Here is a 23518-nt window from a genome sequence, read left to right as displayed (position 1 = left end):
GCCGGTCGGTAGGCGGGGTCGGCCGGGTGGTGGCCTGGGCCGGTCGGTATGGCGGGTGTCGATCGCCTGGGTGTAGCTCTGCGGGGGGCGGGCCCGTTAGGCCAGTTGGGCCCGTTGGGGAGGGCGGGCGTGTATCGCCTGGTATGGCGCCGGGAGCCGGTAGGTGGGGTCGGCCGGGTGCGGTGGCGGCGTGCGCCGGTCGGTAGGTGGGGTCGGCCGGGTGGTGGCGGCCTGGGCCGGTCGGTAGGGGGGCGTCCGAGTGTGGTGGCGGGTTGAACGGGTTGGTATGGCGGGTGCGGTGGCCGGCTCGGTGTAGCGCTGCGGGGCTCGGGCCCGTTGGGTCAGGCGGGCGTGGGCCGACTGTGTGCGGTGGTGGCCGGGGCCGGTCGGCAGTGTGGGCTTCGACTGACGGCGGCCGGGGGCGCTGTCGAGGCACAGGAGGGAAGCGCCCGGACAATCGACGGGCAGATGGCGCCCGGCCATTCCGCAGAGCCCTGCCGCGGCCCATACTCGCGGGATGACCTTGTATGACGCCGTCGTGCTCGCCGGAGGGGCCGCCAAGCGACTCGGTGGTGCCGATAAACCCGGTGTCACCGTGGGGGGTCTGACGCTGCTCGACCGGGTGCTCGGGGCCTGCCGTGAGGCCCGGACCACCGTTGTGGTCGGGGGCCGGCGCTCGACTGTCCGGCCTGTGGTCTGGGCCCTCGAAGAGCCGCCCGGCGGCGGGCCGTTGGCAGCCCTCGGTGCCGGGGTACGCGGCGTGTCGGCCGGAACCGTGCTCGTACTCTCCGCCGATCTGCCCTTTCTGGGGGAGGCGACCGTGCAGGCGCTGCTCGGCGCCCTCAAGACGGGTTCGCACGAAGGGGCGTTGCTGACCGATCCGGGCGGCCGGGACCAGCCGCTTGTCGCCGCCTACCGCACCGAGGCGCTGCGCCGTGAACTCGCACTGCTCGCCACCGAGCACGGCTCAGTCGGCGGGCTCCCGCTGCGGCTGCTCACCGCTGAGCTCGACCTCGTACGGATCGCGGCCGATCCCCTTGCCTCGTTCGACTGCGACACCTGGCAGGACGTTGCATCGGCGCGGGCCCGCATCAGGGAGCATGGGAACGTGCTTGATGAATGGATTACCGCAGTCAAGGCCGAACTCGACATCGAGCTCGATGTCGACACCGGCGTCCTCCTCGATCTCGCCCGAGATGCCGCACACGGCGTGGCCAGGCCGGCCGCGCCGCTTACGACATTTCTGGTCGGCTATGCCGCGGCGAAGGCCGAACAGGACGGACCCGTGGCTGTCGCCGACGCGGCGCGCAAGGCGGCCGCGCTCGCCAACCGGTGGGCGGACGAGGCCGGAGAGGCCAAAGGGACCGACGCCGGATGACCGGGCAGCAGGACCGCGACCTGGACGAAGCGCTCGCACTCGTCGGCAGGGTGGCGCCGGCCGTGCCGCAGCCCGCTTCACCGGAGAAGCACCGGGCCGCTCCTTGGGCCGAGGCCCGCGCCCGTGCGGCGAAAGCCGGGCGGGCGGTGCCCGCTCCCGCTCGGCGGGTGCCGCTGGACCAGGCGCTCGGCCTGATCCTCGTCGCGCCGCTGACGGCGCTCACCGACCTGCCGTCCTTCGATACCTCGGCCATGGACGGCTGGGCGGTCGCCGGGCCGGGGCCCTGGCGCATCATTGACGCGGGCGGCATCCTCGCCGGCCACGCCGCACCCGACCGGCTGGACGACGGTGACGCGGTACGGATCGCCACCGGCGCCCGGATCCCGCCGGACGCGACCGCTGTCGTTCGCACCGAACATGCCCGGACCGATGAGCGCGCGCAGCAGCTCTACGCACAGCGCGACGTCGTCACCGGGCAGGACATCAGGCCCCGGGGACAGGAGTGCCGCACGGGCGATCAGCTCCTGCCGACCGGGGGCCTGGTGACCCCCGCTGTGCTCGGTCTGGCAGCAGCGGCTGGTTACGACGAACTGCCGGTCATTCCCCGGCCCCGGGTGGAAGTCCTGGTCCTGGGAGATGAGTTGCTGCCTGCCGGGCTTCCGCACAGTGGGCTGATCCGGGACGCGCTGGGGCCGATGATCGGACCCTGGCTGGGGTCGTTCGGCGCCGAGGTCCTGGTAACACGGTGGCTCGGTGACGACGCCGATGTGCTGCGGAAAGCCATCGCGGGCTCCGCGGCCGATTTGGTCATCACTACCGGGGGAACAGCTGCCGGGCCCGTCGACCATGTCCATCCGATCCTCGGCAAGCTCGGTGCCGAGCTGCTGGTCGACAGCGTGGCCGTGCGCCCCGGCCATCCGATGCTGCTCGCCAGGCTGGCTGACGGCCGCCATCTCGTCGGGCTTCCCGGCAACCCGCTGGCGGCCGTGTCGGGGCTGCTCACGCTTGCTGAGCCCCTGGTGCGTGGGCTATCCGGCCGCGCGGTGGCGGAGCCTTACGCCATGCCCGTGTGTGAAGCGGTGCACGGCCACCCGTACGACGTCCGACTCGTGCCAGTAGTCCACAGGACAGATGAGGTGGTTCCGCTGCATTTCCATGGGCCGGCGATGCTTCGCGGTATCGCTGCCGCGGACGGGCTCGCAGTCGTACCGTCCGGCGGTGCGCAGGCCGGGCAGCTGCTGGAGATCATCGATCTGCCGTGGGCGGAGGAGTGTTTCACGTGAAACTTCCCGGCCATGACGCGCTGGACAGGCAGGTGGGGGAGCAGCTGGTGACACGCCGTGTGAAGCTGCCTCACCGGGTGGTCGAGCGCCCGCTCCGGCAGGTCGGCAGGCGGGTCCTGATCGCGCTGCTGGTGCTGGCGCTGACGGCCTTCATCGTGTGGTTCGACCGCGGCGGCTATCACGACAACGCCGACAGCAAGGTCGATCTGCTCGACTCCTTCTACTACGCGACTGTCACCCTCTCCACCACGGGTTACGGCGACATCGTCCCGTACAGCGACGGCGCGCGGCTCACCAACATCCTTGTTGTCACGCCGCTGCGCGTGCTGTTCCTGATCATCCTGGTCGGCACCACTCTCGAAGTGCTCACCGAGCGCACCCGGGAGGAGTGGCGGCTGAACCGCTGGAGGCTCCGCTTGCGAGACCACACCGTCGTCATCGGCTTCGGTACGAAGGGCCGCTCCGCGATGCAGACACTGTGCGCGACCGGTCTGAAACGGGAGCAGATCGTCGTCGTCGATCCCAACAGCAAAGTCATCGAGGCGGCCAATGCGGAGGGTTTCGCGGGTGTCGTCGGGGATGCGACCCGCAGCGATGTGCTGCTCCGCGCCGAGTTGCAGCGGGCCCGGCAGATCGTCATTGCCACCCAGCGCGACGACACCGCGGTACTGGTCACGCTGACCGCGCGGCAGCTCAACCGAGGGGCGAAGATCGTCGCCGCCGTGCGCGAGGAGGAGAACGCCCAGCTGCTGCGACAGTCCGGCGCGGACGCGGTGATCACGAGTGCCAGTGCGGCGGGACGGCTGCTCGGGCTCTCCGTGCTCAGCCCGAGCGCGGGCACCGTGATGGAGGATCTGATCCAGCAGGGCAGCGGGCTCGATCTGGTCGAGCGGCCGGTCATAAAGGCGGAGGTGGGGCGGAGTGTCCGGGACGCGAACGATCTGGTCGTCACCGTCAAGCGAGGGCACCGGCTGATCGGCTACGACGACCCTGATGCCAGTCCTCTGCAGCTCACCGACCGAGTGATCGCGATTGTCCGGGTTTCCGCCAAGGCGGCGGGAGCCGGCGCGGAGTAGCCTCGCGATCATGCATGCGATCACGATCCCCGAACCCGGCGGTCCCGAGGCGCTTGTCTGGGCCGAAGTGCCCGACCCCGTCCCCGGCGAGGGCGAAGTCCTCGTCGAGGTGGTGGCGTCCGCCGTAAACCGCGCCGATGTGCTGCAACGACAGGGCTTCTACGAGCCGCCTCCCGGGTCGTCACCGTATCCCGGCCTGGAATGCTCCGGGCGGATCGCGGAGATCGGACCAGGGGTGTCCGGGTGGGCTGTCGGCGATGAAGTGTGTGCGCTGCTGAGTGGCGGCGGGTACGCGGAGAAGGTCGCCGTACCGGCGGGGCAGCTGCTGCCGGTGCCGGACGGGGTCGATCTCGTCACCGCCGCGGGGCTGCCGGAAGTCATCTGCACCGTTTGGTCCAACGTCTTCATGGTCGCCCATCTGCGGCCCAGCGAGATGCTTCTGGTGCATGGCGGGTCGAGTGGGATCGGCACGATGGCGATCCAGCTGGGCAAGGCGGTCGGGGCGCGTGTCGCCGTGACCGCCGGCAGCCGCGAGAAGCTGGAGCGTTGTGCGGAGTTGGGCGCCGACGTACTGATCAACTACCGCGAGCAGGACTTCGTCGAGGAGATCCGGAAAGCCACCGACGGGTCCGGCGCGGACGTCATCCTCGACGTCGTCGGCGCGAAGTACCTGGACCGGAACGTGCAGGCGCTGGCGACCAGCGGGCGGCTGGCAGTGATCGGTATGCAGGGCGGCGTGAAGGGCGAGCTGAATCTCTCGACCCTGCTCGGGAAGCGCGGTGCCATCACTGCCACGTCTTTGCGGGCGCGCCCGCTGGGGGAGAAGGCGGCGATCGTCGCCGCGGTGCGCGAGCACGTCTGGCCGCTGGTGTCCGGTGGGCGCGTGCGGCCCGTGGTGGACCAGGAGCTGCCGATGGCCCTCGCCTCGGAGGGGCACCGGGTGCTGGACGCCGGGGCGCATGTGGGGAAGGTTCTGCTGCGGGCCTGACCCCTCTGCGGGCCTTACCCCTCCGTATCCCCGGCGGAAGCCCCTCACCCGGTGGAAGCCCTCGCCCGGTGGAAGCCCCGGCAGGATCCGGCCCCCGGCGGCGCGGCCCCGCGCACACCCGAGGCGCGGCCCCGCGCATACCCGAGGCCCGGCCCCCCGCTCATCGCGGGAAGCCGGGCCTCGGGTTCCCGCAACCGGCGGGGGCGGGCCTCGGCCCTCCGCCCCGGACCCCGCCCCGGACCAGGGTGCGGTGGAAGCGGCGAGGACCGGGGCAGAGCGACAGAGCCAGGGTCAGAGATAAGGCCCCGAGCGGATCGCCCCTCCGTGGCCGCCGCCCTCGTCCTCGTCCTCCGGGCCGCCCGCGCCTGGAGGCAGGGCCCGGCGCATCTGTTCCAGCTGGGCCCGCGCCGCCATCTGCTGGGCGAACAGAGCCGTCTGGATGCCGTGGAACAGGCCCTCCAGCCAGCCCACCAACTGCGCCTGCGCGATGCGCAGTTCCGCCTCCGACGGGATGGCCTCATTGGTGAAGGGGAGCGAGAGACGCTCCAGCTCCTCCACCAGCTCGGGCGCCAGCCCATCCTCCAGCTCCTTCACGGACGACGCGTGGATGTCCTTCAGACGGACCCGGCTCGCCTCGTCGAGAGGGGCTGCACGGACCTCCTCCAGAAGCTGTTTGATCATGCTGCCGATGCGCATGACCTTCGCGGGCTGTTCCACCATTTCTGTCACTGGGACCTCACGCGACTCGTCGTCACCGCCGGCCCCGCCGCCGAGTGCCATCCCGTCCTGTCCCACGATGAGGACCTTGGGGTGCTCCTCCGGCTGTTCCGACCGTTCACTCCTCGGCATCTCCATGCCGCCATTGTCTCGCACACACACTTCATGAGGGGTTGGTGCCCCCGGCCCAGGCTGATCCACCCCGCGCGCCGCCTCAGCCGGCCCGCCGGGCCAGGACCAGGCGGGAGCGGGTGAAGCAGGCCGCGAGCAGACCGGCCAGGACCGGTACGGCAACGGCGAGGATGCCGATGGTCTCCCACGGCAGCACGATCGGTGTGTACGCGGAGTCCATCGGCTGCGCCCGCATCTGGTCCAGCGCCCTCTTGAGATCCGTGAGCCGTACCGCCACGGCGGGCAGCGCACCCGCCGCCGTACCGAGCAGCACGCCGGTCCCCGCGACCACGGCGCACTGGAAGCCGCTGAGGCTGCGCCGCACGCCCGGCGGGGCGCCGACAGCGCCCAGGGTCGTCAGGTCGGCCTCCGCGTCGGCCTTCGCCAGGCCTGTGGCGATGGCGGCCGCGCCCAGAGTCACCACGCCCGAGAACAGCGCGAGGATCAGCATGGTGGTGTCGCTGTCGGCCGGTGTCTCGCTCTGCCAGAGGTAGGCGCCGCCGCCGGCCTGCGAAATCCCGTCGTCGAAACGCTGCTTCTGTTCCTCGGTCGGTCGGCGCGTGGCCCGGTAGACAGTGGTCACGGGGCCGGTGTGCAGCCCGATGCGGTCGGCGGTGGCCTGCGGAATGATCATGCGGATGCCGGGAGTCGCCGCGTACCGGTCGGCCGCCCGGTAGACCCGGAGGTGGCTGACGGTCGTCCTGGCCTTTCCGGGGTGCAGCCTGCGGTTCGCCCTGTCCTCGGCGATGTAGCGGTGGATGGCCTTCAGCGTGACCTTGCCGTCCGGCCCGGCGTACGCGTTGTTGAGGAGTACGGGGGTGCCGGCGGCCAGTGCTTCGGCGGCGGCCGGGTCCTTCAGCCCGGCGTAGACGCGCAGCAGCGCGCTGTCGCCGACGACGATCTCCGAGTCGTTGCCGAAGCTGGTGTCGGCGTACTCCGCGCCCTCGCATTTCGGTGAGTGCACCAGCTTCTTGTGTTCGCCCGCGGACAGCCTCTCCGCGAGTTCTCTGCCACCCGCTGCCTGCAGGGGGCAGATGTTCGCCCTGGGCTTCTCCATGGTGAGCGAGCCGCAGGCGTCCGAGTCGCTGAACTTGTCGCAGTCACTGCCGGCCCACACTCGGCTGACGGTGGCGGGCGCGCCCTGCACCGGCAGATCACGGCGGGCGATGCCGCGTGCCAGGGTCAGCGTCCCGGCCGGGTCCGCGTGCTCGCCATAGGTGTCGGCGCCGATCGCGATGACTCCCTTGGGCAGCGACAGATGAAGGTTGTAGTTCCCTTCCGCCTCGGAGCTCACGGTGTACGTCGCGACGGCCACGGTGCCCGCGACGGCCGCCATCACCGCGGCGACAGCAGGTGCCGTGCGGCCCCGGTTGCGGGCCGCGTCGCGCAGGGCGAGCCGCGGGGTGAGCGGGAGGAAGCGGCCGAGCCTTCCGAGCGATCCAACGATCACCGGGATGCAGGCGAGTACGCCCAGCTCGGCGATCACCGAGCCGGCCGCCGTGGCCACCGCACGCCCCATGAGCCCGCCCATGACTGCCAGGGCGCCCCCGAGCACCATGGCGACGATCCCGAGCACCGGCATCAGCCGTGAGGAGCGGCGCACCCCGCGCCTGCCGGTCAGCGACTCGAGCACCGACTGCCTGCTCGCGACGACGGCCGGTGCCAGGGCAGCCAGTACGCCGGTGGCCAGGCCGATCGCCGCGATCCCCAGCAGCTCCCAGGGGTGGATGGCGATGTGGCCGAAGCGTTTGCCCGACCAGCCTTCGATCAGAGGGCGCAGCACGGCCGTCAGGGCGAGACCTGCGGCGGTGCCCGCCACCGCGCCCGCACCGCCCAGGACCACTCCCCCTGCGAGCACCACGGCGCGGATGTGCCGCCGGTCGCCGCCGCAGGTGGCGACCAGGCCGAGCTGGCGGCGCGAGCGGCGCGCACCGACGGCGAAGGCCGGGCCCGCGAGCAGCACGATCTCCAGCATCGCCATGGCGACGACCGTCGTCAGCGCCGCGGTCAGCACGAGGCCGTTCGCGGAACCGTCCCCGCTCAACTTGGACGCCATCGGGACTTCCGAGTCCGGCGGCGGGTTGAGAACGACGCTGCGGGACTCGACCAGCACACCGCGCTTGTTCGCCGCGAGAACGTTCCGCCAGGTCTCGCCCGATGTTCCGGCGGCCTTGACGAGCAGGGACACGTGGCCGGGGCTGGGCGGCGCGACGGTGTGGTCGGCTGCTGCCGCCCGCTGCCAGGGCCCGATGAGGGCGCCCGGCCTGACGTACAGGAAGTTGCTCTTCAGGTCGGCGGGCACCTCGACGGCACCGGTGATCGTGAAGGTCTTGTCCACGCCGCGGACCGTGGTGCGCGAACCGACGTGCAGCCCGGCCGACTTCAGGAAGGCGTCGTTGGCGACGATGCCGCTGTCCGACGTCGGGTACGAGCCGCGCACCAGCTCGACCATTCCGCGAACCATGGGGTCAGCGGTGTCCAGCTCGGTGACGTCGGTGGTCGTGATGCCGTACCTGGTGGTGAGGGTGGACATCACCTCCCGCTGCGTGATGGCCCGTGCGCCGGCGGGGAGCGCGGCTGTCAGGTCCGGCGGGCCGGGGTGCGATCCGGCCTTCCCGCCGGAAGCACCGCCGTCCCACTTCCCGAACTCATCGGCCCCCGGCATCTGTTCGATCGGACCGCCACCGATGTCCGGATCGCTGAACAGCGCGTCGGCGCTGCCCATCGAGGCGGTCAGCTTCTCCGGCCGAGTCGAGACCGAGCTGCGGTACGTGACGTCCGCCGCCGTCACCCCCAGCACCGGCAGCGCGATCATGGCGACGACCAGGGCGCTGCGGCCCCTGGCGCGCAGGGCGTCCCGGCGGGCGATGCGGAGGGCGGCGCGCCATCCCGCGAACGCCCTCACTTGGCGTCCTCGGCGGCCAGCAGGGAATCGGCGTCCGAGCTGAGTGTCTGGTCGACGACCGAGCCGTCCCGCAGGAACACCACCCGGTCCGCCCAGGCGGCATACCGGGGCTCGTGGGTGACCATGACGCCTGCCGCGCCCGCGTCGCACCGGCTGCGCAGCAGAGCCAGGACCGTCTCGCCGGTCTCGGAGTCCAGGGCGCCGGTCGGTTCGTCGGCGAGGACCAGACGCCGGTCGCCGACCAGGGCGCGGGCGATGGCCACCCGCTGCTGCTGGCCGCCCGACATCTCGTCCGGGAAACGGTCGGCGACATCGGCCAGCTTCATCCCGGCGAGCACCTCCCCCGCCTCCTTGCGGGCCTTGCGTACGGATACGCCGTCCAGCTCGCGGGGCAGTGCGATGTTCTCCGCGGCGGTGAGCGCGGGGATGAGGTTGTAGTCCTGGAAGACGTAGCCGACGCTGCGGCGACGCAGCGCGGCGAGCTGTTTGCGGGAGAGGGCGCCGATGTCCTGGCCTTCGATGATCACCTGTCCCGTGGTCGCGGTGTCCAGGCCGCCGGCCAGTGTGAGGAGGGTGGACTTGCCGGAGCCCGACGGGCCCATGACGGCGACGAGTTCACCCGCCCGTACGGTGAGGTCCACGCCGCGCAGGGCGTGCACCTCGGCTATGCCGGTGCCGTGGTTACGGCTGAGGTTCCGGAGTTCCAGTACGGGTGGTGCGGCGGCCGGTGCGGGCATGGGTCCCCCTGAGTGCGACGGGTGGTCGGTCGGCTGGGTATGTGGCGGCGGGCGGTGTGACGGTGACGGCGGCCGGGACGGACGCCCGGGATCTCTGACGCCGGACGCCGGACGCCGGGTGCTGGACGCCGGTGCTGGACGCCGGACGCCAGGATCTGGACGCCAGGTGCCGCGTGGGCGGGCGTGGACCGGGCGGGCCCTGCGCCGCCGGTGGGCCGCAGGGCGGCGCCTGTGCGGCCGGGGCGGCCCCGGTTCCCGGACCTCAAGCGCCGGCGGGCGGGTGCGGGGCGGGCGTCAGCGGCGGGTGTTCGTGCGGGGCTTGCCGGTCTTCGTGCGGGGTTTTCCGGGCGCGGCCGGGAGCGGGTCCGTCTGTGCGGCTGCCGCGAGGCGGACCAGCCGGGACTCGCAGTGGTCGAGCCAGCGGGCCTCCGCCTCCGCCTGGAAGATCAGCTGTTCCAGTACGAGCAGCCAGGCCACCTCGTCTCGGTTGGCCGGGGCGGCCTCCAGGGCCTGCGCCTTGAGCCTCGTGTAGTCCTGCATCGCCTTCACCGTGTGGTGGCGCTGCGCCTGGATCACCGCGCGGATGTCGACTCCGGGGGCCCCGACGGCCATCGCCAGCTTGATCGCCAGCTCGTCACGGGCCGGGCTGGTGCGGTCGACCGGAGCCTCGTACCAGCTGCGCAACTCCTCGCGTCCCTCGTCGGTGATGGCGTACAGCGCATGGCCCGCGTCGTCCTCGGAGTCCTGTACCACCATGTCGTCGCGCTCCAGGCGGCCGAGGGTCGTGTAGACCTGCCCGACGTTGAGCGGCCAGGTGGAGCCGGTGCGGGACTCGAACTCGGTGCGGAGCTGAGAGCCGTAGCGGGGACCGTGCTCCAGGAGGGCCAGCAGCCCGTGGCGAATCGACATACTGAGTATGTATACCGAGTATGCCCCCCGGTGCAAGCCCTCAAGCCCTCAAGCCCTCAAGCCCTCGGGTCCTTACGACCGGCGCAGGCGCAGCCCCAGGAAACCCAGGCCGAGTCCCATCAGGGCCATCCCTGCACCCAGCGCCCCCACGTGCAGGGCCAGCGCGGAACTGCGGGAGACGGCCTGCTGCCTGGCGCGCCCGGCTGCCTCCATGTCCTGCGCGTCGGGGGCGGGCCGGCTCGCCGGGGGCTCCGGCGTCCGCCCGGCGTCCGTGGCGTCGTCGTCGGTACTGGTGCCGGTGTTGGGGTCGCTCTGCCCACTCGGCTGCTGGTGCCGGGCGGGCGGTGGGCGGTGCGCCGGTGCGGAGGGGTGGACCACTCGCGCGGAAGCGCTCGGGTGCGCGGTGGGGCTCGGGATGCCGGAGGGGGAGAGGGACGCGTCCGACGACCTGCCCGGCCGCGGGCGGCCCTCCCCCGCGCGGCCGCCCGCCAGTGAGGCGGTCGGTGTGGGGCCCGCGGCGCCGGAGGGCTTCGTGCCGCCCGCACCGGCGAACGCCCCCGATGTGCCGCTCTCCCCGCCGTCGGCTCCGGCGTCCTGGCCCGCGGCGGGGCTCGTGTCCGGGCTCGCGTCCGTGGCGGTGTCCGGGCCGCCGTCGATTCCGCCCGGTGCCGTGCCCGCGTCCGACGTGGTGTCCGTGTCCCCGGCCGTGGGTACGCCGTCGGCTCCCGCGTCCACCGGGCCTGCCCCCGCTACCGCTTGCGGAGTGCCCGCGGCTGCCCCCGCCGCGCTGCCCGGGGGGTCGGGCCTGGCCGAGTCCGCTCCTCCGTTCGGCGACACGCTCCGCCCGACGGAGATGCCGGCCGCCGGTGGCGATGCCTCCGCGTCCACCGACACCGGGGACAGCATCACCGCTAGCGCCACCAGACCGATCACTGGGTGCCCCCCTCATTCCTGCCGGACCCACCCGGCAGCAGAAAGCAAAAGAACGACTGCTCAAGACTCACATCTCATCACATTTCCGGCATCTCGGACACGGCAAAAGGCCCAGCACACGGCGTACGTGTACTGGGCCTGTGGACCTGCGGGCCCGCCGACCTCCCCGAGGGCGCCGCGGACTCGTACGAGACGCGCGGACGCTCAGCAGCCCGCCGTCAGCACCCCGCCGTCAGCACCCCGCCGTCAGTGGCAGGTCACCGGCACCCCGCCGTCGGTGCCATCGGCAGGCCACCATCAGCAGGCCACCAGCGGCCGGAAATCAGCTCGCGTCGCCCGTCGAGATGCCGAGCGTGATGGTGAGGTCCTTGGGGTTGACGTTCGTTCCGGACAAGGGGTACTGGTCCATCACGACGTCCTGGCCCCACTGGTCGCTCGGTTCTTCCTTCGTCGTGACGTGCCATCCGGCCGCCCTGGCGCACGCCTTCGCCGACAGGATGTCCTTGTAGGTGAAGTCCGGCACCACGATCTTGTCCGGGTCCGAAACGCCCGTTTCCGGGGAGGAGCACTCCGTCGTCTCCATCGTCCGGTTCCGCTCGGGCCCCTTGTGCCCCGCCTTCGCCGGTCCGCTGGACTTCGTCGGGCTGTCGGCCTTCGTGTCGTCACTGCCACTGAAGTGGAGTGCCGCCAGCACCCCGCCGATCGCCAGCAGCACCACCACGACAGCGCCCACGATCATCGGAGTGTTCCGCTTGCCGCCGGAACCGCCCTGCTGGGACAGCGACGACGATGCGGCGGGCGAGATGTTGTACGGCGGCGGAGTCTGCACCCCGTACTGCTGTGAGGCGTACGGCTGGGCGGCGGGTGACTGGTAGCCGTTCTGCGGCGGCGGGGTCTGGTAGCCGCTCTGCTGCGGGTAGCCGTACGACGGCGCCGGGGCCGGTGTGCCGTACGGGCCCGGCTGGTACGGCGTCTGGACCTGGCCGCTCTGCGGCAGTGAGGAGTCCACCGGCGGGAAGACCGCCGAGCCGACGCCCGCGCCGCTGTTCGGCGCCGCGCCACCGACGACCGCCGGGGCGGCGCCGGTCTGAGCCGACGTCAGGACCCGTACGCACTCGTCGCGCATGGCCTCGGCGGACGGGAACCGCTCGTTCGGGTTCTTCTTCAGCGCCCGTGCGACCAGCGCGTCGACGGCCGGTGTGATGGAGCGGTTGATCGAGGAAGGGGCGACCGGCTCTTCCTGTACGTGCGCGTAGGCGATCGCCAGCGGCGAGTCCGCGTCGAACGGCAGCCGGCCCGTCAGCAGCTGGAACAGCATGATGCCGACCGAGTACAGGTCGGAGCGCGCGTCGACCCCGCGGCCGAGCGCCTGCTCCGGCGAAAGGTACTGCGGGGTGCCCACGACCATGCCGGTCTGGGTCATCGACGTGACGCCCGACTGCATGGCGCGGGCGATGCCGAAGTCCATGACCTTCACGACGTTGCGCTTGGTCATCATCACGTTGCCGGGCTTGATGTCGCGGTGGACCAGGCCCATCTCGTGGCTGGTGTCCAGGGCGGCCAGCACATCGGCGGTGATCTTCAGCGCCTTGTCGGCCGGCATCGCGCCGTACTGGTCGATGTCCGCCTGGAGCACGGAGCCGAGCGGCCGGCCCTCCACGTACTCCATGACGATGTACGGCATCAACGCGTCGCCGAGCGTGTCCTCGCCGGTGTCGAAGACCGAGACGATGTTGGTGTGCGACAGCTTGGCGACCGCCTGCGCCTCACGCCGGAACCGCTCGCGGAACGACTGCTCGCGGCCCAGTTCGGTATGGAGCGTCTTGATGGCGACCTGCCGGTCCAGCGCCTGGTCGTACGCCAGGTACACCGACGCCATACCGCCCTCGCCGAGCAGGTCACGGAGCTGGTAGCGCCCTCCGGCGACCGAATCTCCCGCGTAGCGGCCCTGCGCGCCGTCCTGGCTCATGGCGTGGCTCCCCCTATGGCGCACTGATGTGGCGCTCTTGCGTACTGCGTCTGAATCCGGGCAATCCGGGCAGGTTGGTTGATTTGCCGAGCCTGTCCGGTACATCCGGTCCATCGGTTGTGTCTACAAAGCCTGTTACGTCTGGACCCGAGTGGACCGATGTGCTCCATGACCCATACCTGCGGATCCTGGCCCACTGGTCCCGACCTACGGGGGAAAGTCTGCCCGAGGCCACGGACACGTCAAGCCGGGTGCCCGTTCCGTGACCGTACGCGTATCAAGCGTCTCGCAAGCGTTACAGGAAGCACGCAGAATTTGCATGGGTGACGCGATTCCGGGTTTGATAGCCGGTCATTGCCGGACCGGGCCCTCTCCAGGAGCCTGTAGCGTGACGTGGCACTGGGCCGCGAGGACCACCGAGCACCACCCGCGTACCACCGCTGACGCGGACCGACACGACGGCGAGGACTGATGGCACCCGAATCCGAGGCAGGCGGCGGCGGGGTGTCGGACGTGCCGGAGTCGTGGGGCGTCGGCGGACTCGTCGGCGACGGCCGTTACCGGCTGACCCACCGTCTCGGCCGTGGTGGCATGGCCGAGGTGTTCGCGGCCGAGGACGTACGGCTGGGCCGTACCGTCGCCGTGAAGCTGCTCAGATCCGACCTTGCCGAGGACCCGGTCTCCAAGGCCCGGTTCACCCGCGAGGCGCAGTCGGTCGCGGGCCTCAACCACCATGCCGTGGTCGCCGTTTACGACTCCGGTGAGGACTACTGGGGCGGCAACACCGTCCCGTACATCGTGATGGAGCTGGTCGAGGGCCGCACCATCCGCGATCTGCTCATCAACGCCGAGGCCCCGCCGCCCGAGCAGGCCCTGATCATCGTCTCCGGTGTGCTGGAGGCGCTCGCCTACTCGCACCAGCACGGCATTGTGCACCGGGACATCAAGCCCGCCAACGTGATCATCACGGACGGCGGCGCGGTCAAGGTGATGGACTTCGGCATCGCCCGCGCCCTGCACGGTGCGCAGTCGACGATGACCCAGACCGGCATGGTCATGGGGACGCCCCAGTACCTCTCCCCCGAGCAGGCACTCGGCAAGGCCGTCGACCACCGCTCCGACCTGTACGCGACCGGCTGCCTGCTGTACGAACTGCTCGCGATGCGGCCCCCGTTCACCGGGGAGAGCCCGCTCGCGGTGGTCTACCAGCACGTCCAGGACGCGCCGGTCCCGCCGTCACAGGTGTCGGAAGCGGTGCCGCCGGAGCTCGACGGACTCGTGATGCGCTCCCTCGCGAAGGACCCGGACGACCGGTTCCAGAGCGCCGAGGAGATGCGGGCGCTGGTCGCGTACTCGCTCCAGATGCTGCAGCAGCAGGGCGGCCACACGGGTACGTGGAACACCGGCCCCGTCGTGATGCACGAGGGCGGTTCCACCCCGGCGATGGGCACAGCGGCCACCTCGGTCATCGGCTACCCTCAGCACGGAGACACCTCGCAGGCCCCGATCCTCCCGCCGATGAACCCGGACGACGGTTCGTACGACGCCGAGGGCAGGCGCCGGGGCGGCCGCGGCTGGATCTGGGTGGTCGCCGTGCTCGCGGTGGTCGCCATCGGCGCGGGCATCGTCTTCGCGCAGGGCGGTCTGGGTGGCGGCAAGGGCTCCGGTGGTACGACCACCGACAAGTCGCCGTCGACCAGCCACTCCAGGAGCGACAAGCCGAGCGACCCCCCGACGGACGATTCGTCGCCGGACACCAGCTCCGACCCCGGTACATCCAGTGGCGGCGAGTACACCGAGCGGCCTTCGTACACCCCGTCGGGCACCCCGAGCAGGAATTCGCCGTCGATGACCCCGTCCTCGCCCTCCACCTCCGGCGGTACGTCGTCGGACGGCGGGTCCTCGTCGACGGGCGGCAAGACGAACGGCGGCGGGAGCCAGAGCGGCGGTACGTCGTCGGACGGCGGGACTTCGTCGACGGGCGGCAAGACGAACGGCGGGAACCAGGACGACGGCGGGACGACGGACGGTTCGACGACGAACGGCGGGAACCAGACCGGCGGTACCACCACGGACGGTTCGACCACGGCCGGCAACGCCGCCGGGACCACCGCGGGTGACGCGGCGGCGGGCGCCACCGGGACCTGACCCCGGCGGGCCCGCGGCTCCTCGCCGCGAGCCCCACCGGGCCCACCGGGCCCACCGGGCCCCGAGCTTCACCCCGAGAAGGCCTCGCAGACCGCCTCGTACTCGCGGGTCCACCACACCACCAGGGCCGACGCCGCCGGAAACAGCGCGTCGGCCCTGCGGTCGTGCAGCTCGTAGCGCCAGCGCAGCGTCCAGAAGTCGTTGAGCCGCTCCCACCACACCCGGTGGACGGCGGCCGCCAGTTCCGCGGGGCCCGCCGAAGCGGCCTGCCGGTACGCCCGCGCGTACGCCCGTACCTTCGCCAGCTCCAGTTCCCCCGTGGGCTGTACGAAGAAGATCACCGCAGCCCTGACCGCCTCCTCGGCGCGCGGCTTCACGCCGAGCCGGTCCCAGTCGATGATCGCGGCCGGTTCGGCGCCCCGGTAGAGCAGGTTCAGCGGATGGAAGTCGCCGTGCACCCAGCCGCCCGCCGCGCCCGGCGGCGGCCGGCGGTGCGCGTGGCGTGCCAGCAGGCGGCGGCGCTCGCGCAGCCGGTGCTCGGCGAGCTCGTCGAAGGTGTCACGGCCGGCGTGCCTGGCGGCCAGCCGGCCGAGCAGTGCGTCGATGACCGCGAAGGTGTCGGCGGGGTCGGCGCTCTCGTGCTCGGGCGGTGCGTGCTCGGTCTCCATCACCCGTTCCAGACCCGTGTGGACCAGCCCGAGCAGTGCGCCGAGCCTGCGCGATCCCGCCGTGCTGAGCTGGGCGCCGTCCCGGTGCCGTCCGTTGATCCAGGGGTGCAGGGCGTAGCAGCGCCCGCCGATGACCGTGACGGTGTCGCCGTCCGTGTCGGCCAGCGGCGGCGCGACGGGCACCCCGAGCGCCTGGAGGCGCTGGGTGGCGCGGTGCTGGTGGCTGATCGCGTCGGGATCGCCGTCCAGGTGGTGCTTGAGGAAGTAGTCGCCGTGTGTGGTGGAGAGCCGGTAACCGCGGTTGAGCAGCCCCTGGGCGACGGGCTCGCAGGAGAGCGCGTCACCGGCCGAGCGGTAGCGGCGCAGCAGCTCCCCGACAGGCGGTGTTGCATATGAGCGCGGCACTCGCCAGATGTTAGACCGACCGGCATCACAGTGCGGCGGCGGCTGTTTCCTGAGCGGTGTACTCCATCCGGTCCAGCGTGGCGAACTGGGGCCTGATGCGCAGATAGACCGCCTCGTACGGTTCCCCGTTCACCTCGGCGGGGGCCGTCCCGAAGCGTGCGACCTCTTCGGGGGCGGGGACGGCCGGCTCGGCGGTGCCGGTGAACTGGACCGACCAGAGGTGCGCGTCCCCGGAGGACAGATTGTCGGCCGCGTAGGCGACGACGCTGCCCGCGCAGGCCTCGTGGTGCCCGTGGCCCGCGTGCATCCGCAGGATGACGGAGCCGTCCGAGACGATGTGCCGGGCGATGGCCAGGAAGGGGAGCGCGCGCATGCTGGCCGCGACTCGGCCGTACGACACTCGGCTGAGCAGGGCGATGGCGCGCTGTTCCTCGATGGGCATGGGTTCCACTGTCCGCCCCTGCGGCGGCGCCGGTAAGGGGACTGCTGCCTCAGGATGGAGGACGTAGGTCCCGAATAAGTCCGAACAACCCACTCGATGACATTTCAAACCCTCCGGGGCGCCATGATGCCCCGTCCGGGTCAGCGCTCGCCCGCTTCCTGTCCTGCCTGGATCCGGGCCACGTACGCGGCGGCCTGCGAACGCCGTTCCATGCCCAGTTTGGCGAGGAGGCTGGAGACGTAGTTCTTGATCGTCTTCTCGGCGAGATGCAGCCGCTCGCCGATGACCCGGTTGGTCAGTCCCTCGCCGATCAGATCGAGAATCTTGCGTTCCTGATCGGTGAGGCTCTCCAGCCGGGCGTCGCCTTTGCTGCTGCCACCGTCACGCAGCCGCTCCAGGACCCGGGCGGTGGCCACCGGGTCGAGCAGCGATTTGCCGGCCGCGACATCCCGGACGGCCGACAGGAGCTCATTCCCCCGGATCGCCTTCAGGACGTAGCCGGAGGCACCCGCCATGATCGCGTCGAAAAGCGCCTCGTCGTCGGAGAAAGAGGTGAGCATCAGGCATTTGATGTTCTCGTCCGCCGACCGGATCTCCCGGCAGACCTCCACCCCGCTGCCGTCCGGCAGCCGCACGTCCAGGACTGCCACGTCGGGCCGGGTGGCCGGGATTCTGGCGAGGGCGTCGGCGGCGGTCCCGGCCTCGCCGACGATCTCGATGTCGTCCTCCATCGCAAGAAGCTCATGTACTCCGCGGCGCACCACTTCGTGGTCGTCAAGGAGAAAAACACTGATTTTTCCGTCTTCGCGCACGGAATCAGTTTCCCATACGAACTCTTCCCGTGCCCGGGGTGCCCGGTATAACGTGCCCCTGTTCCGGCGGCCTGCAAGGCTGTGACCAGTGATTGTTCGCCCATTTTTCGATTTACTTGGAAATCCAAGCAAAATCGCAGGTCAAATGGGGTTTCGCAGTTCTGCGACGCACTGGGTAACGTGCCTTTGACAGGGTGCTCGCCGGGGCACCTGTCACGCCTGTTCCCGGTTCGCATCGCACCCACCCCGTGCGGGGGATCCGGATTCGGGCGAGCCGCACTGGCCTTACCGGCAATCCCGGGGGCCGGACCGACGGAGGAGCACGCACGTGACCGTGGAGAGCACTGCTGCGACGCGCAAGCCGCGACGCAGCGGCAAGCGAGCCGGCGCCGCAAAGACGCCGCAGGCGTCCGAGCCCCAGCTCGTACAGCTGCTGACGCCCGAGGGCGAGCGCATCGAGCACCCCGAGTACGAAGTGGATCTCACGCCAGAAGAGCTGCGCGGGCTGTACCGGGACATGGTCCTGACGCGCCGCTTCGACGCCGAGGCCACCGCACTCCAGCGTCAGGGCGAGCTGGGCCTGTGGGCCTCGCTGCTCGGCCAGGAGGCAGCCCAGATCGGATCGGGCCGGGCCCTGCGGGACGACGACTACGTCTTCCCGACCTACCGGGAGCACGGCGTGGCGTGGTGCCGCGGCGTCGACCCGACCAATCTGCTGGGCATGTTCCGCGGCGTGAACCACGGCGGCTGGGACCCCAACAGCAACAACTTCCACCTGTACACCATCGTCATCGGCTCGCAGACCCTGCACGCGACCGGCTACGCGATGGGCGTCGCCAAGGACGGCGCGGACTCCGCGGTCGTCGCGTACTTCGGCGACGGCGCGTCCAGCCAGGGCGACGTGGCGGAGGCGTTCACCTTCTCGGCGGTCTACAACGCCCCGGTGGTCTTCTTCTGCCAGAACAACCAGTGGGCGATCTCCGAGCCCACCGAGAAGCAGATGCGGGTGCCGCTCTACCAGCGCGCGCAGGGCTTCGGCTTCCCCGGCGTCCGGGTGGACGGCAACGACGTACTGGCCTGCCTGGCCGTCACCAAGTCGGCCCTGGAGCGGGCCCGCCGCGGCGAGGGACCCACCCTGGTCGAGGCGTACACCTACCGCATGGGCGCCCACACGACGTCCGACGACCCCACGAAGTACCGCACCGACGACGAGCGGCAGGCGTGGGAGGCGAAGGACCCGATCCAGCGGCTGAAGACCTACCTGGAGAAGCAGGAGTTCGCCGACGAGGCGTTCTTCACCGGCCTGGAGAGCGAGAGCGAGACGCTCGGCAAGCGGGTACGTGAGGCCGTGCGGGCGATGCCCGACCCGGACTCGATGGCGATGTTCGAGAACACCCACGCCGACGGCCACGCGCTCGTCGACGAGGAGCGCGCGCAGTTCGCCGCCTACCAGGCGTCCTTCGCGGACTCCGACGAGGAGGGCAACTGATCATGGCCGCGAAAAGCATGAGCATCGCGAAGGCGCTCAACGACTCACTGCGCAAGGCGCTCGACACCGACCCCAAGGTCCTGATCATGGGTGAGGACGTCGGCAAGCTCGGCGGCGTCTTCCGCATCACCGACGGTCTGCACAAGGATTTCGGTGAGGACCGGGTCATCGACACCCCGCTCGCCGAGTCGGGCATCGTCGGCACCGCGATCGGCCTGGCGCTGCGCGGCTACCGGCCGGTCGTGGAGATCCAGTTCGACGGCTTCGTCTTCCCCGCGTACGACCAGATCGTCACGCAGCTGGCCAAGATGTACGCGCGTGCGCTCGGCAAGATCAAGCTGCCCGTCGTCGTCCGTATCCCCTACGGCGGCGGCATCGGCGCGGTCGAGCACCACAGCGAGTCGCCCGAGGCGCTCTTCGCGCACGTGGCGGGTCTGAAGGTCGTCTCGCCGTCCAACGCCTCGGACGCGTACTGGATGATGCAGCAGGCCATCCAGAGCGACGACCCCGTCATCTTCTTCGAGCCGAAACGCCGGTACTGGGACAAGGGAGAGGTCGACACCGACGCGATCCCGCACCCGCTGCACAAGGCGAAGGTGGCCCGCGAGGGCACCGACCTGACGCTCGCCGCGTACGGCCCGATGGTGAAGGTCTGCCTGGAGGCGGCGGCAGCGGCGGCCGAGGAGGGCAAGTCCCTCGAAGTCGTGGACCTGCGGTCGATGTCCCCGATCGACTTCGACACCGTGCAGACATCGGTGGAGAAGACGCGCCGGCTGGTCGTGGTGCACGAGGCGCCGGTCTTCCTCGGTACCGGCGCGGAGATCGCCGCCCGGATCACCGAGCGGAGCTTCTACCACCTGGAGGCACCGGTGCTGCGGGTGGGCGGCTACCACGTCCCGTACCCGCCGGCCCGCCTGGAGGACGAGTACCTGCCGGGCCTGGACCGGGTGCTCGACGCCGTCGACCGCTCGCTTGCGTACTGAGGAGCGCCGTGACCATGACTGATATCGCGATCCCGGTCCGAGAGTTCAAGATGCCCGACGTGGGCGAGGGGCTCACCGAGGCGGAGATCCTCAAGTGGTACGTCGCACCCGGCGACACCGTCACCGACGGCCAGGTCGTGTGCGAGGTCGAGACGGCCAAGGCCGCGGTCGAGCTGCCCATCCCGTTCGACGGGGTGGTCCGGGAGCTGCGCTTCCCGGAGGGCACCACGGTCGACGTCGGCCAGGTGATCATCACGATCGGCGGGGCCCCGGGTTCCGAGCCGGAGCCGGCCGCCGCGCCGCAGCAGATCGATCAGCCCGCCGAGCAGGAGTCCGCGCAGGAGTCGAAGCCCGCCGCCCGCCAGCCCGTGCTCGTCGGATACGGGGTCGCCGAGGCCTCGACGAAGCGCCGTGCGCGCAAGACCGCGGCGCCGGAGCCGGAGGCCGCACCGGAGGGCACGTACTACGCGCCGCCGGCGTCCGCACCGGTCGCGCCCGCACCGCAGGAACGGGTCACCGGGCCGGTGAACGGCCACACCACTGCCCGCCCGCTGGCCAAGCCGCCGGTCCGCAAGCTCGCCAGGGACCTCGGCATCGACCTGACCACGGTCACGCCGTCGGGCCCGGAGGGGATCATCACCCGCGAGGACGTCCACGCGGCCGCGGCCCCGGCCGCGCAGCAGTCCACAGCGGCGGCTGCGGCCGTGGAACCGGCGGCGGCCGAGGCCGCGCCCGGCACCGCGACGGACGCGCGGGAGACCCGTATCCCCGTCAAGGGCGTACGGAAGGCCACCGCCCAGGCGATGATCGGCAGCGCCTTCACCGCGCCGCACGTCACCGAGTTCGTCACGGTGGACGTCACGCGCACGATGAAGCTCGTCGCCGAGCTGAAGACCGACAAGGCCTTCGAGGGTCTGCGGGCCAACCCGCTGCTCCTGATCGCCAAGGCTCTGCTGGTCGCGATCAAGCGCAATCCGGAGGTCAACTCCGCCTGGGACGAGGCCAACCAGGAGATCGTGCAGAAGCACTACGTCAACCTGGGCATCGCGGCGGCGACACCGCGCGGCCTGCTCGTCCCGAACATCAAGGACGCGCACGCCAAGACGCTGCCCGAACTGGCCGGTGCACTGGGCGAACTGGTCGCCACGGCCCGCGAGGGCAAGACGTCCCCGGCGGCGATGCAGGGCGGCACGGTGACCATCACCAACGTCGGTGTCTTCGGCGTCGACACCGGTACGCCGATCCTCAACCCGGGCGAGTCCGCGATTCTGGCGGTCGGCGCGATCAAGCTCCAGCCGTGGGTCCACAAGGGCAAGGTGAAGCCCCGTCAGGTCACCACGCTGGCGCTCTCGTTCGACCACCGGCTGGTCGACGGTGAACTGGGATCGAAGGTGCTCGCGGACGTCGCGGCGATCCTGGAGCGGCCGAAGCGCCTGATCACCTGGGCGTAGCCGGGCGCGGTGACCCGAGCAGCTGAGACGGCCCCCGGACGCGCTGTGCGTCCGGGGGCCGCCGCGCGCCGTGGTGGTGTGTGCCCCGAGGAGTCCGCGGTCACGCTGCGCGGCCGGATTCGCGCTGTGGGCCGGAGTCGTGCTGTGGGGCCGCGTTCGGCTGGCTCGCGACGAGGGGCGTGGGATTGTCAGTGGCGCCGATTATGTTCCTCGGCATGACACATTGGATCAAGAGTGGCGTCATGTCCTGGCTGGGAGAAGGCGGGGGCGGGGACGAGGAGACCGTGCTCGTGTACTTCAAGGGCGTCGGCCTGAGTGCCATGTCCGAAGGTCTGACGGTGCGGCACCGGCCGCCCTTCGCCCACGGCAACGACCCGGCGCCCGGTGACTGGGGAGTGATCGTGCACCCCATGTACAACCCGTCCCGCGACGACTTCGACGAGACCGACCACCGTTCGCTGTGCCCCCGGGGCGCCGAACTCATGGTGTTCGTACCCAACCCGTGCGTGGGCAAGGCGCACGGCCCCAAGGCGTTCCACTACAAGGACGGCCGGATCTCGTCCTGCATCGACTACGAGGGCCCTGCGACGGTCGGCGAGTACTGGCCCAACAGGCTGGCCCCCGTCATCACAGGGGCCGCCTTGGCCTACGGGAACGAGAACGGTAACTACGACAACTGCGCCAACTACGACAACTACGAGGAGCAGCTGACCCAGTTGCTCTGCGACCACCTGGGGATACCCGCGCTGGACCGCGGCAACATCACGGTGGACCGTGAACTGATGGCCGCCTACGAGTAGATCCTCGCGCTGCGGTGGTCCACGTGCCGGGCCCCTCCCGTCCGTTGACGGGGACGGGACGAATGGGCGGGGCCGGGCGTTCCTCAGTCTGCGGCGGCCACCCAGCGCTGGAGAAGGGCTTCCCGCTGGCGGGAACGGAGAACCGCAGTGGGCCGGGCGCCGTTCCACCAGTCCGTCAGGGCTGTGGGCGACCCCTCACCGCGGGCGAATCGCGCGAGCAGCCTGTGGGAGAGATCGGCCTCCTGTTGCGCGTACGCGGTGTCGGCACCGGAGAGGACCGTCGTCCGGAACTCGTCCCCCTGCGTCGTGGTGACCGTCACGGTCATCTCGGTCGGACTGCCCGGGAACCACGCGTCCAGGGCGGCCGCAGCCATGGTCACGGCGCGGGTGGCCCACCGTGTGAGGGTCGACCGGACGGGTACCTCGCTCACCCGCAGGTCATGTACAGCCGGCCACTCCCAGAACTGCGGGTCGGGCCCGACCACGCGCAGGCCTGCCGGTGTCAGGAGGACACCGGGCGCCGCGGCGACGGGCGGCATGCCCAGATACACGTCCTGCGCCTCGATCCAGAAGAGGCCGACCATGTTGCCCTGCCGCTGTGAGCCGGAGGGAGGCGCCGACTGTTCCATTGTTCTGCTCCATCCACGAAGGGCCCGGCCGGCGCGGTGTTGTCGGTGTTCCCTGCCGCCGGTCCTGTCGAACATAGAGGCGCACCGTGTGGCACCGCCGGATTCCGGACAGGGCAGGCTCGGAGTTCACACCTGATGCGGTACCCCGCCAGGTCGGTGCACCTACGACCGAGTGGCAGCCGCATCGATGCCGGCTGCCCGCAGCTTGCGGGCCAGTGACTCCATCTCAGGCATCGTGCCCGAGTGGGCGCCTGCCATGACCTCGCCCAGCACGGCCTTGACTTCGGTGAGTCCAACGCCGAGCTCTGCCCGCAGGACACGCATGGCCGCAGCGGTGCCCGCCGGTGGAAACACCTGAAGGCGAGCCCGTCCGTGCTCGGCGAGCAGCCGTTCCCGCAGTTCGCAAGGCAGGGCGCCACCGCACGCTGCCACCGCGAACCCGCAGGCCGGGCACATCGAATCGGTGTCCCAGCGCAAGGAGCCCCGCACCAGGGCCTGGACACCCACGCACTCCAAGTCCGCACCGCAGTCCGGGCACTCAGCCGAATACTCGATGGATTCGAAGACCGACTGCTCCATTCCGCCCCTCCCGTCGTCCCATCCCTTTCGAGGATGCGATCACTTA

Annotated in this window: 20 protein-coding genes; 9 read left to right on the top strand and 11 right to left on the bottom strand. The window is 71.0% G+C overall.

Going from position 1 to position 23518, the window contains the following annotated elements; translation table 11 throughout:
- The first annotated feature begins 517 nt into the window (after window positions 1–517).
- The 4 genes from OG584_RS16795 to OG584_RS16780 are packed head-to-tail and all read left to right on the top strand — an operon-like array spanning window position 518 to window position 4725.
- Window positions 518–1378, top strand: coding sequence for a DUF6457 domain-containing protein (locus tag OG584_RS16795; protein WP_405778732.1), 861 nt, complete (start codon window positions 518–520; stop codon window positions 1376–1378).
- Window positions 1375–2661: a molybdopterin molybdotransferase MoeA gene (locus tag OG584_RS16790; RefSeq protein ID WP_405778730.1), complete on the top strand. Its 1287-nt coding sequence runs from the start codon at window positions 1375–1377 to the stop codon at window positions 2659–2661. Before OG584_RS16795 ends, OG584_RS16790 begins: the two co-directional genes overlap by 4 nt.
- The gene (locus tag OG584_RS16785) at window positions 2658–3737 is read left to right on the top strand and encodes a potassium channel family protein (protein ID WP_405778728.1); all 1080 of its coding nucleotides are present in this window, start codon (window positions 2658–2660) and stop codon (window positions 3735–3737) included. The genes OG584_RS16790 and OG584_RS16785 overlap by 4 nt, the downstream gene beginning before the upstream one ends.
- Before the next feature lie 10 nt (window positions 3738–3747).
- The gene (locus tag OG584_RS16780) at window positions 3748–4725 is read left to right on the top strand and encodes an NAD(P)H-quinone oxidoreductase (protein WP_405778726.1); all 978 of its coding nucleotides are present in this window, start codon (window positions 3748–3750) and stop codon (window positions 4723–4725) included.
- Between the two features lie 291 nt (window positions 4726–5016).
- Here the strand turns inward: OG584_RS16780 and OG584_RS16775 are convergent, their stop codons facing one another.
- The 6 genes from OG584_RS16775 to OG584_RS16750 form a co-directional block, all read right to left on the bottom strand.
- On the bottom strand, window positions 5017–5580 hold the full coding sequence (locus OG584_RS16775; protein ID WP_405778724.1) for a bacterial proteasome activator family protein: 564 nt from the start codon (window positions 5578–5580) through the stop codon (window positions 5017–5019).
- A gap of 76 nt (window positions 5581–5656) precedes the next feature.
- A complete protein-coding gene (locus OG584_RS16770; protein WP_405778722.1) occupies window positions 5657–8518 on the bottom strand; it encodes an FtsX-like permease family protein in 2862 nt (953 codons plus the stop codon).
- The gene (locus tag OG584_RS16765; protein WP_405778720.1) at window positions 8515–9255 is read right to left on the bottom strand and encodes an ABC transporter ATP-binding protein; all 741 of its coding nucleotides are present in this window, start codon (window positions 9253–9255) and stop codon (window positions 8515–8517) included. The genes OG584_RS16770 and OG584_RS16765 overlap by 4 nt, the downstream gene beginning before the upstream one ends.
- A gap of 294 nt (window positions 9256–9549) precedes the next feature.
- On the bottom strand, window positions 9550–10164 hold the full coding sequence (locus tag OG584_RS16760; RefSeq protein ID WP_405778718.1) for a PadR family transcriptional regulator: 615 nt from the start codon (window positions 10162–10164) through the stop codon (window positions 9550–9552).
- A gap of 72 nt (window positions 10165–10236) precedes the next feature.
- Window positions 10237–11097, bottom strand: coding sequence for a hypothetical protein (locus OG584_RS16755; RefSeq protein WP_405778716.1), 861 nt, complete (start codon window positions 11095–11097; stop codon window positions 10237–10239).
- A gap of 322 nt (window positions 11098–11419) precedes the next feature.
- A complete protein-coding gene (locus OG584_RS16750) occupies window positions 11420–13066 on the bottom strand; it encodes a protein kinase domain-containing protein (protein ID WP_405778714.1) in 1647 nt (548 codons plus the stop codon).
- Window positions 13067–13537: 471 nt separating this feature from the next.
- Between OG584_RS16750 and OG584_RS16745 the strand changes: the two genes are divergently transcribed.
- Window positions 13538–15214 (top strand): protein kinase domain-containing protein, encoded by a 1677-nt coding sequence (locus OG584_RS16745; RefSeq protein WP_405778712.1) that lies wholly within the window; start codon window positions 13538–13540, stop codon window positions 15212–15214.
- A gap of 68 nt (window positions 15215–15282) precedes the next feature.
- On the opposite strand, the gene OG584_RS16740 is transcribed toward OG584_RS16745, so the two are convergent.
- From OG584_RS16740 to OG584_RS16730, 3 genes are all read right to left on the bottom strand, one after another.
- The gene (locus OG584_RS16740) at window positions 15283–16287 is read right to left on the bottom strand and encodes a phosphotransferase (RefSeq protein ID WP_405778710.1); all 1005 of its coding nucleotides are present in this window, start codon (window positions 16285–16287) and stop codon (window positions 15283–15285) included.
- A gap of 25 nt (window positions 16288–16312) precedes the next feature.
- Window positions 16313–16729, bottom strand: coding sequence for a pyridoxamine 5'-phosphate oxidase family protein (locus OG584_RS16735; RefSeq protein ID WP_405778708.1), 417 nt, complete (start codon window positions 16727–16729; stop codon window positions 16313–16315).
- Between the two features lie 140 nt (window positions 16730–16869).
- A complete protein-coding gene (locus OG584_RS16730; protein WP_405778706.1) occupies window positions 16870–17541 on the bottom strand; it encodes a response regulator in 672 nt (223 codons plus the stop codon).
- A gap of 328 nt (window positions 17542–17869) precedes the next feature.
- On the opposite strand from OG584_RS16730, the gene pdhA reads away from it, so the two are divergent.
- The 4 genes from pdhA to OG584_RS16710 all read left to right on the top strand — a co-directional run bounded on the left by pdhA (window position 17870) and on the right by OG584_RS16710 (window position 22264).
- Window positions 17870–19030, top strand: a complete 1161-nt coding sequence (pdhA, locus tag OG584_RS16725) for a pyruvate dehydrogenase (acetyl-transferring) E1 component subunit alpha (protein WP_405778704.1) — start codon at window positions 17870–17872, stop codon at window positions 19028–19030.
- 2 nt (window positions 19031–19032) lie between these two features.
- On the top strand, window positions 19033–20013 hold the full coding sequence (locus OG584_RS16720) for an alpha-ketoacid dehydrogenase subunit beta (RefSeq protein WP_405778702.1): 981 nt from the start codon (window positions 19033–19035) through the stop codon (window positions 20011–20013).
- 14 nt (window positions 20014–20027) lie between these two features.
- Window positions 20028–21464: a dihydrolipoamide acetyltransferase family protein gene (locus tag OG584_RS16715; protein WP_405778700.1), complete on the top strand. Its 1437-nt coding sequence runs from the start codon at window positions 20028–20030 to the stop codon at window positions 21462–21464.
- A 215-nt stretch (window positions 21465–21679) separates the two neighbouring features.
- The gene (locus OG584_RS16710; protein ID WP_405778698.1) at window positions 21680–22264 is read left to right on the top strand and encodes a hypothetical protein; all 585 of its coding nucleotides are present in this window, start codon (window positions 21680–21682) and stop codon (window positions 22262–22264) included.
- 83 nt (window positions 22265–22347) lie between these two features.
- Here the strand turns inward: OG584_RS16710 and OG584_RS16705 are convergent, their stop codons facing one another.
- Both OG584_RS16705 and OG584_RS16700 read right to left on the bottom strand, forming a co-directional pair.
- On the bottom strand, window positions 22348–22893 hold the full coding sequence (locus OG584_RS16705) for a hypothetical protein (protein ID WP_405778696.1): 546 nt from the start codon (window positions 22891–22893) through the stop codon (window positions 22348–22350).
- A gap of 162 nt (window positions 22894–23055) precedes the next feature.
- Window positions 23056–23472: a hypothetical protein gene (locus tag OG584_RS16700; RefSeq protein WP_405778694.1), complete on the bottom strand. Its 417-nt coding sequence runs from the start codon at window positions 23470–23472 to the stop codon at window positions 23056–23058.
- Window positions 23473–23518: the final 46 nt, after the last annotated feature.

It is taken from the genome of Streptomyces sp. NBC_00859 (assembly GCF_045161865.1).
In the GTDB taxonomy this organism is placed as follows: Bacteria; Actinomycetota; Actinomycetes; order Streptomycetales; family Streptomycetaceae; genus Streptomyces.
Note: the sequence above shows the minus strand (reverse complement) of the source record. Positions and strands in the feature narration are given on the sequence as shown.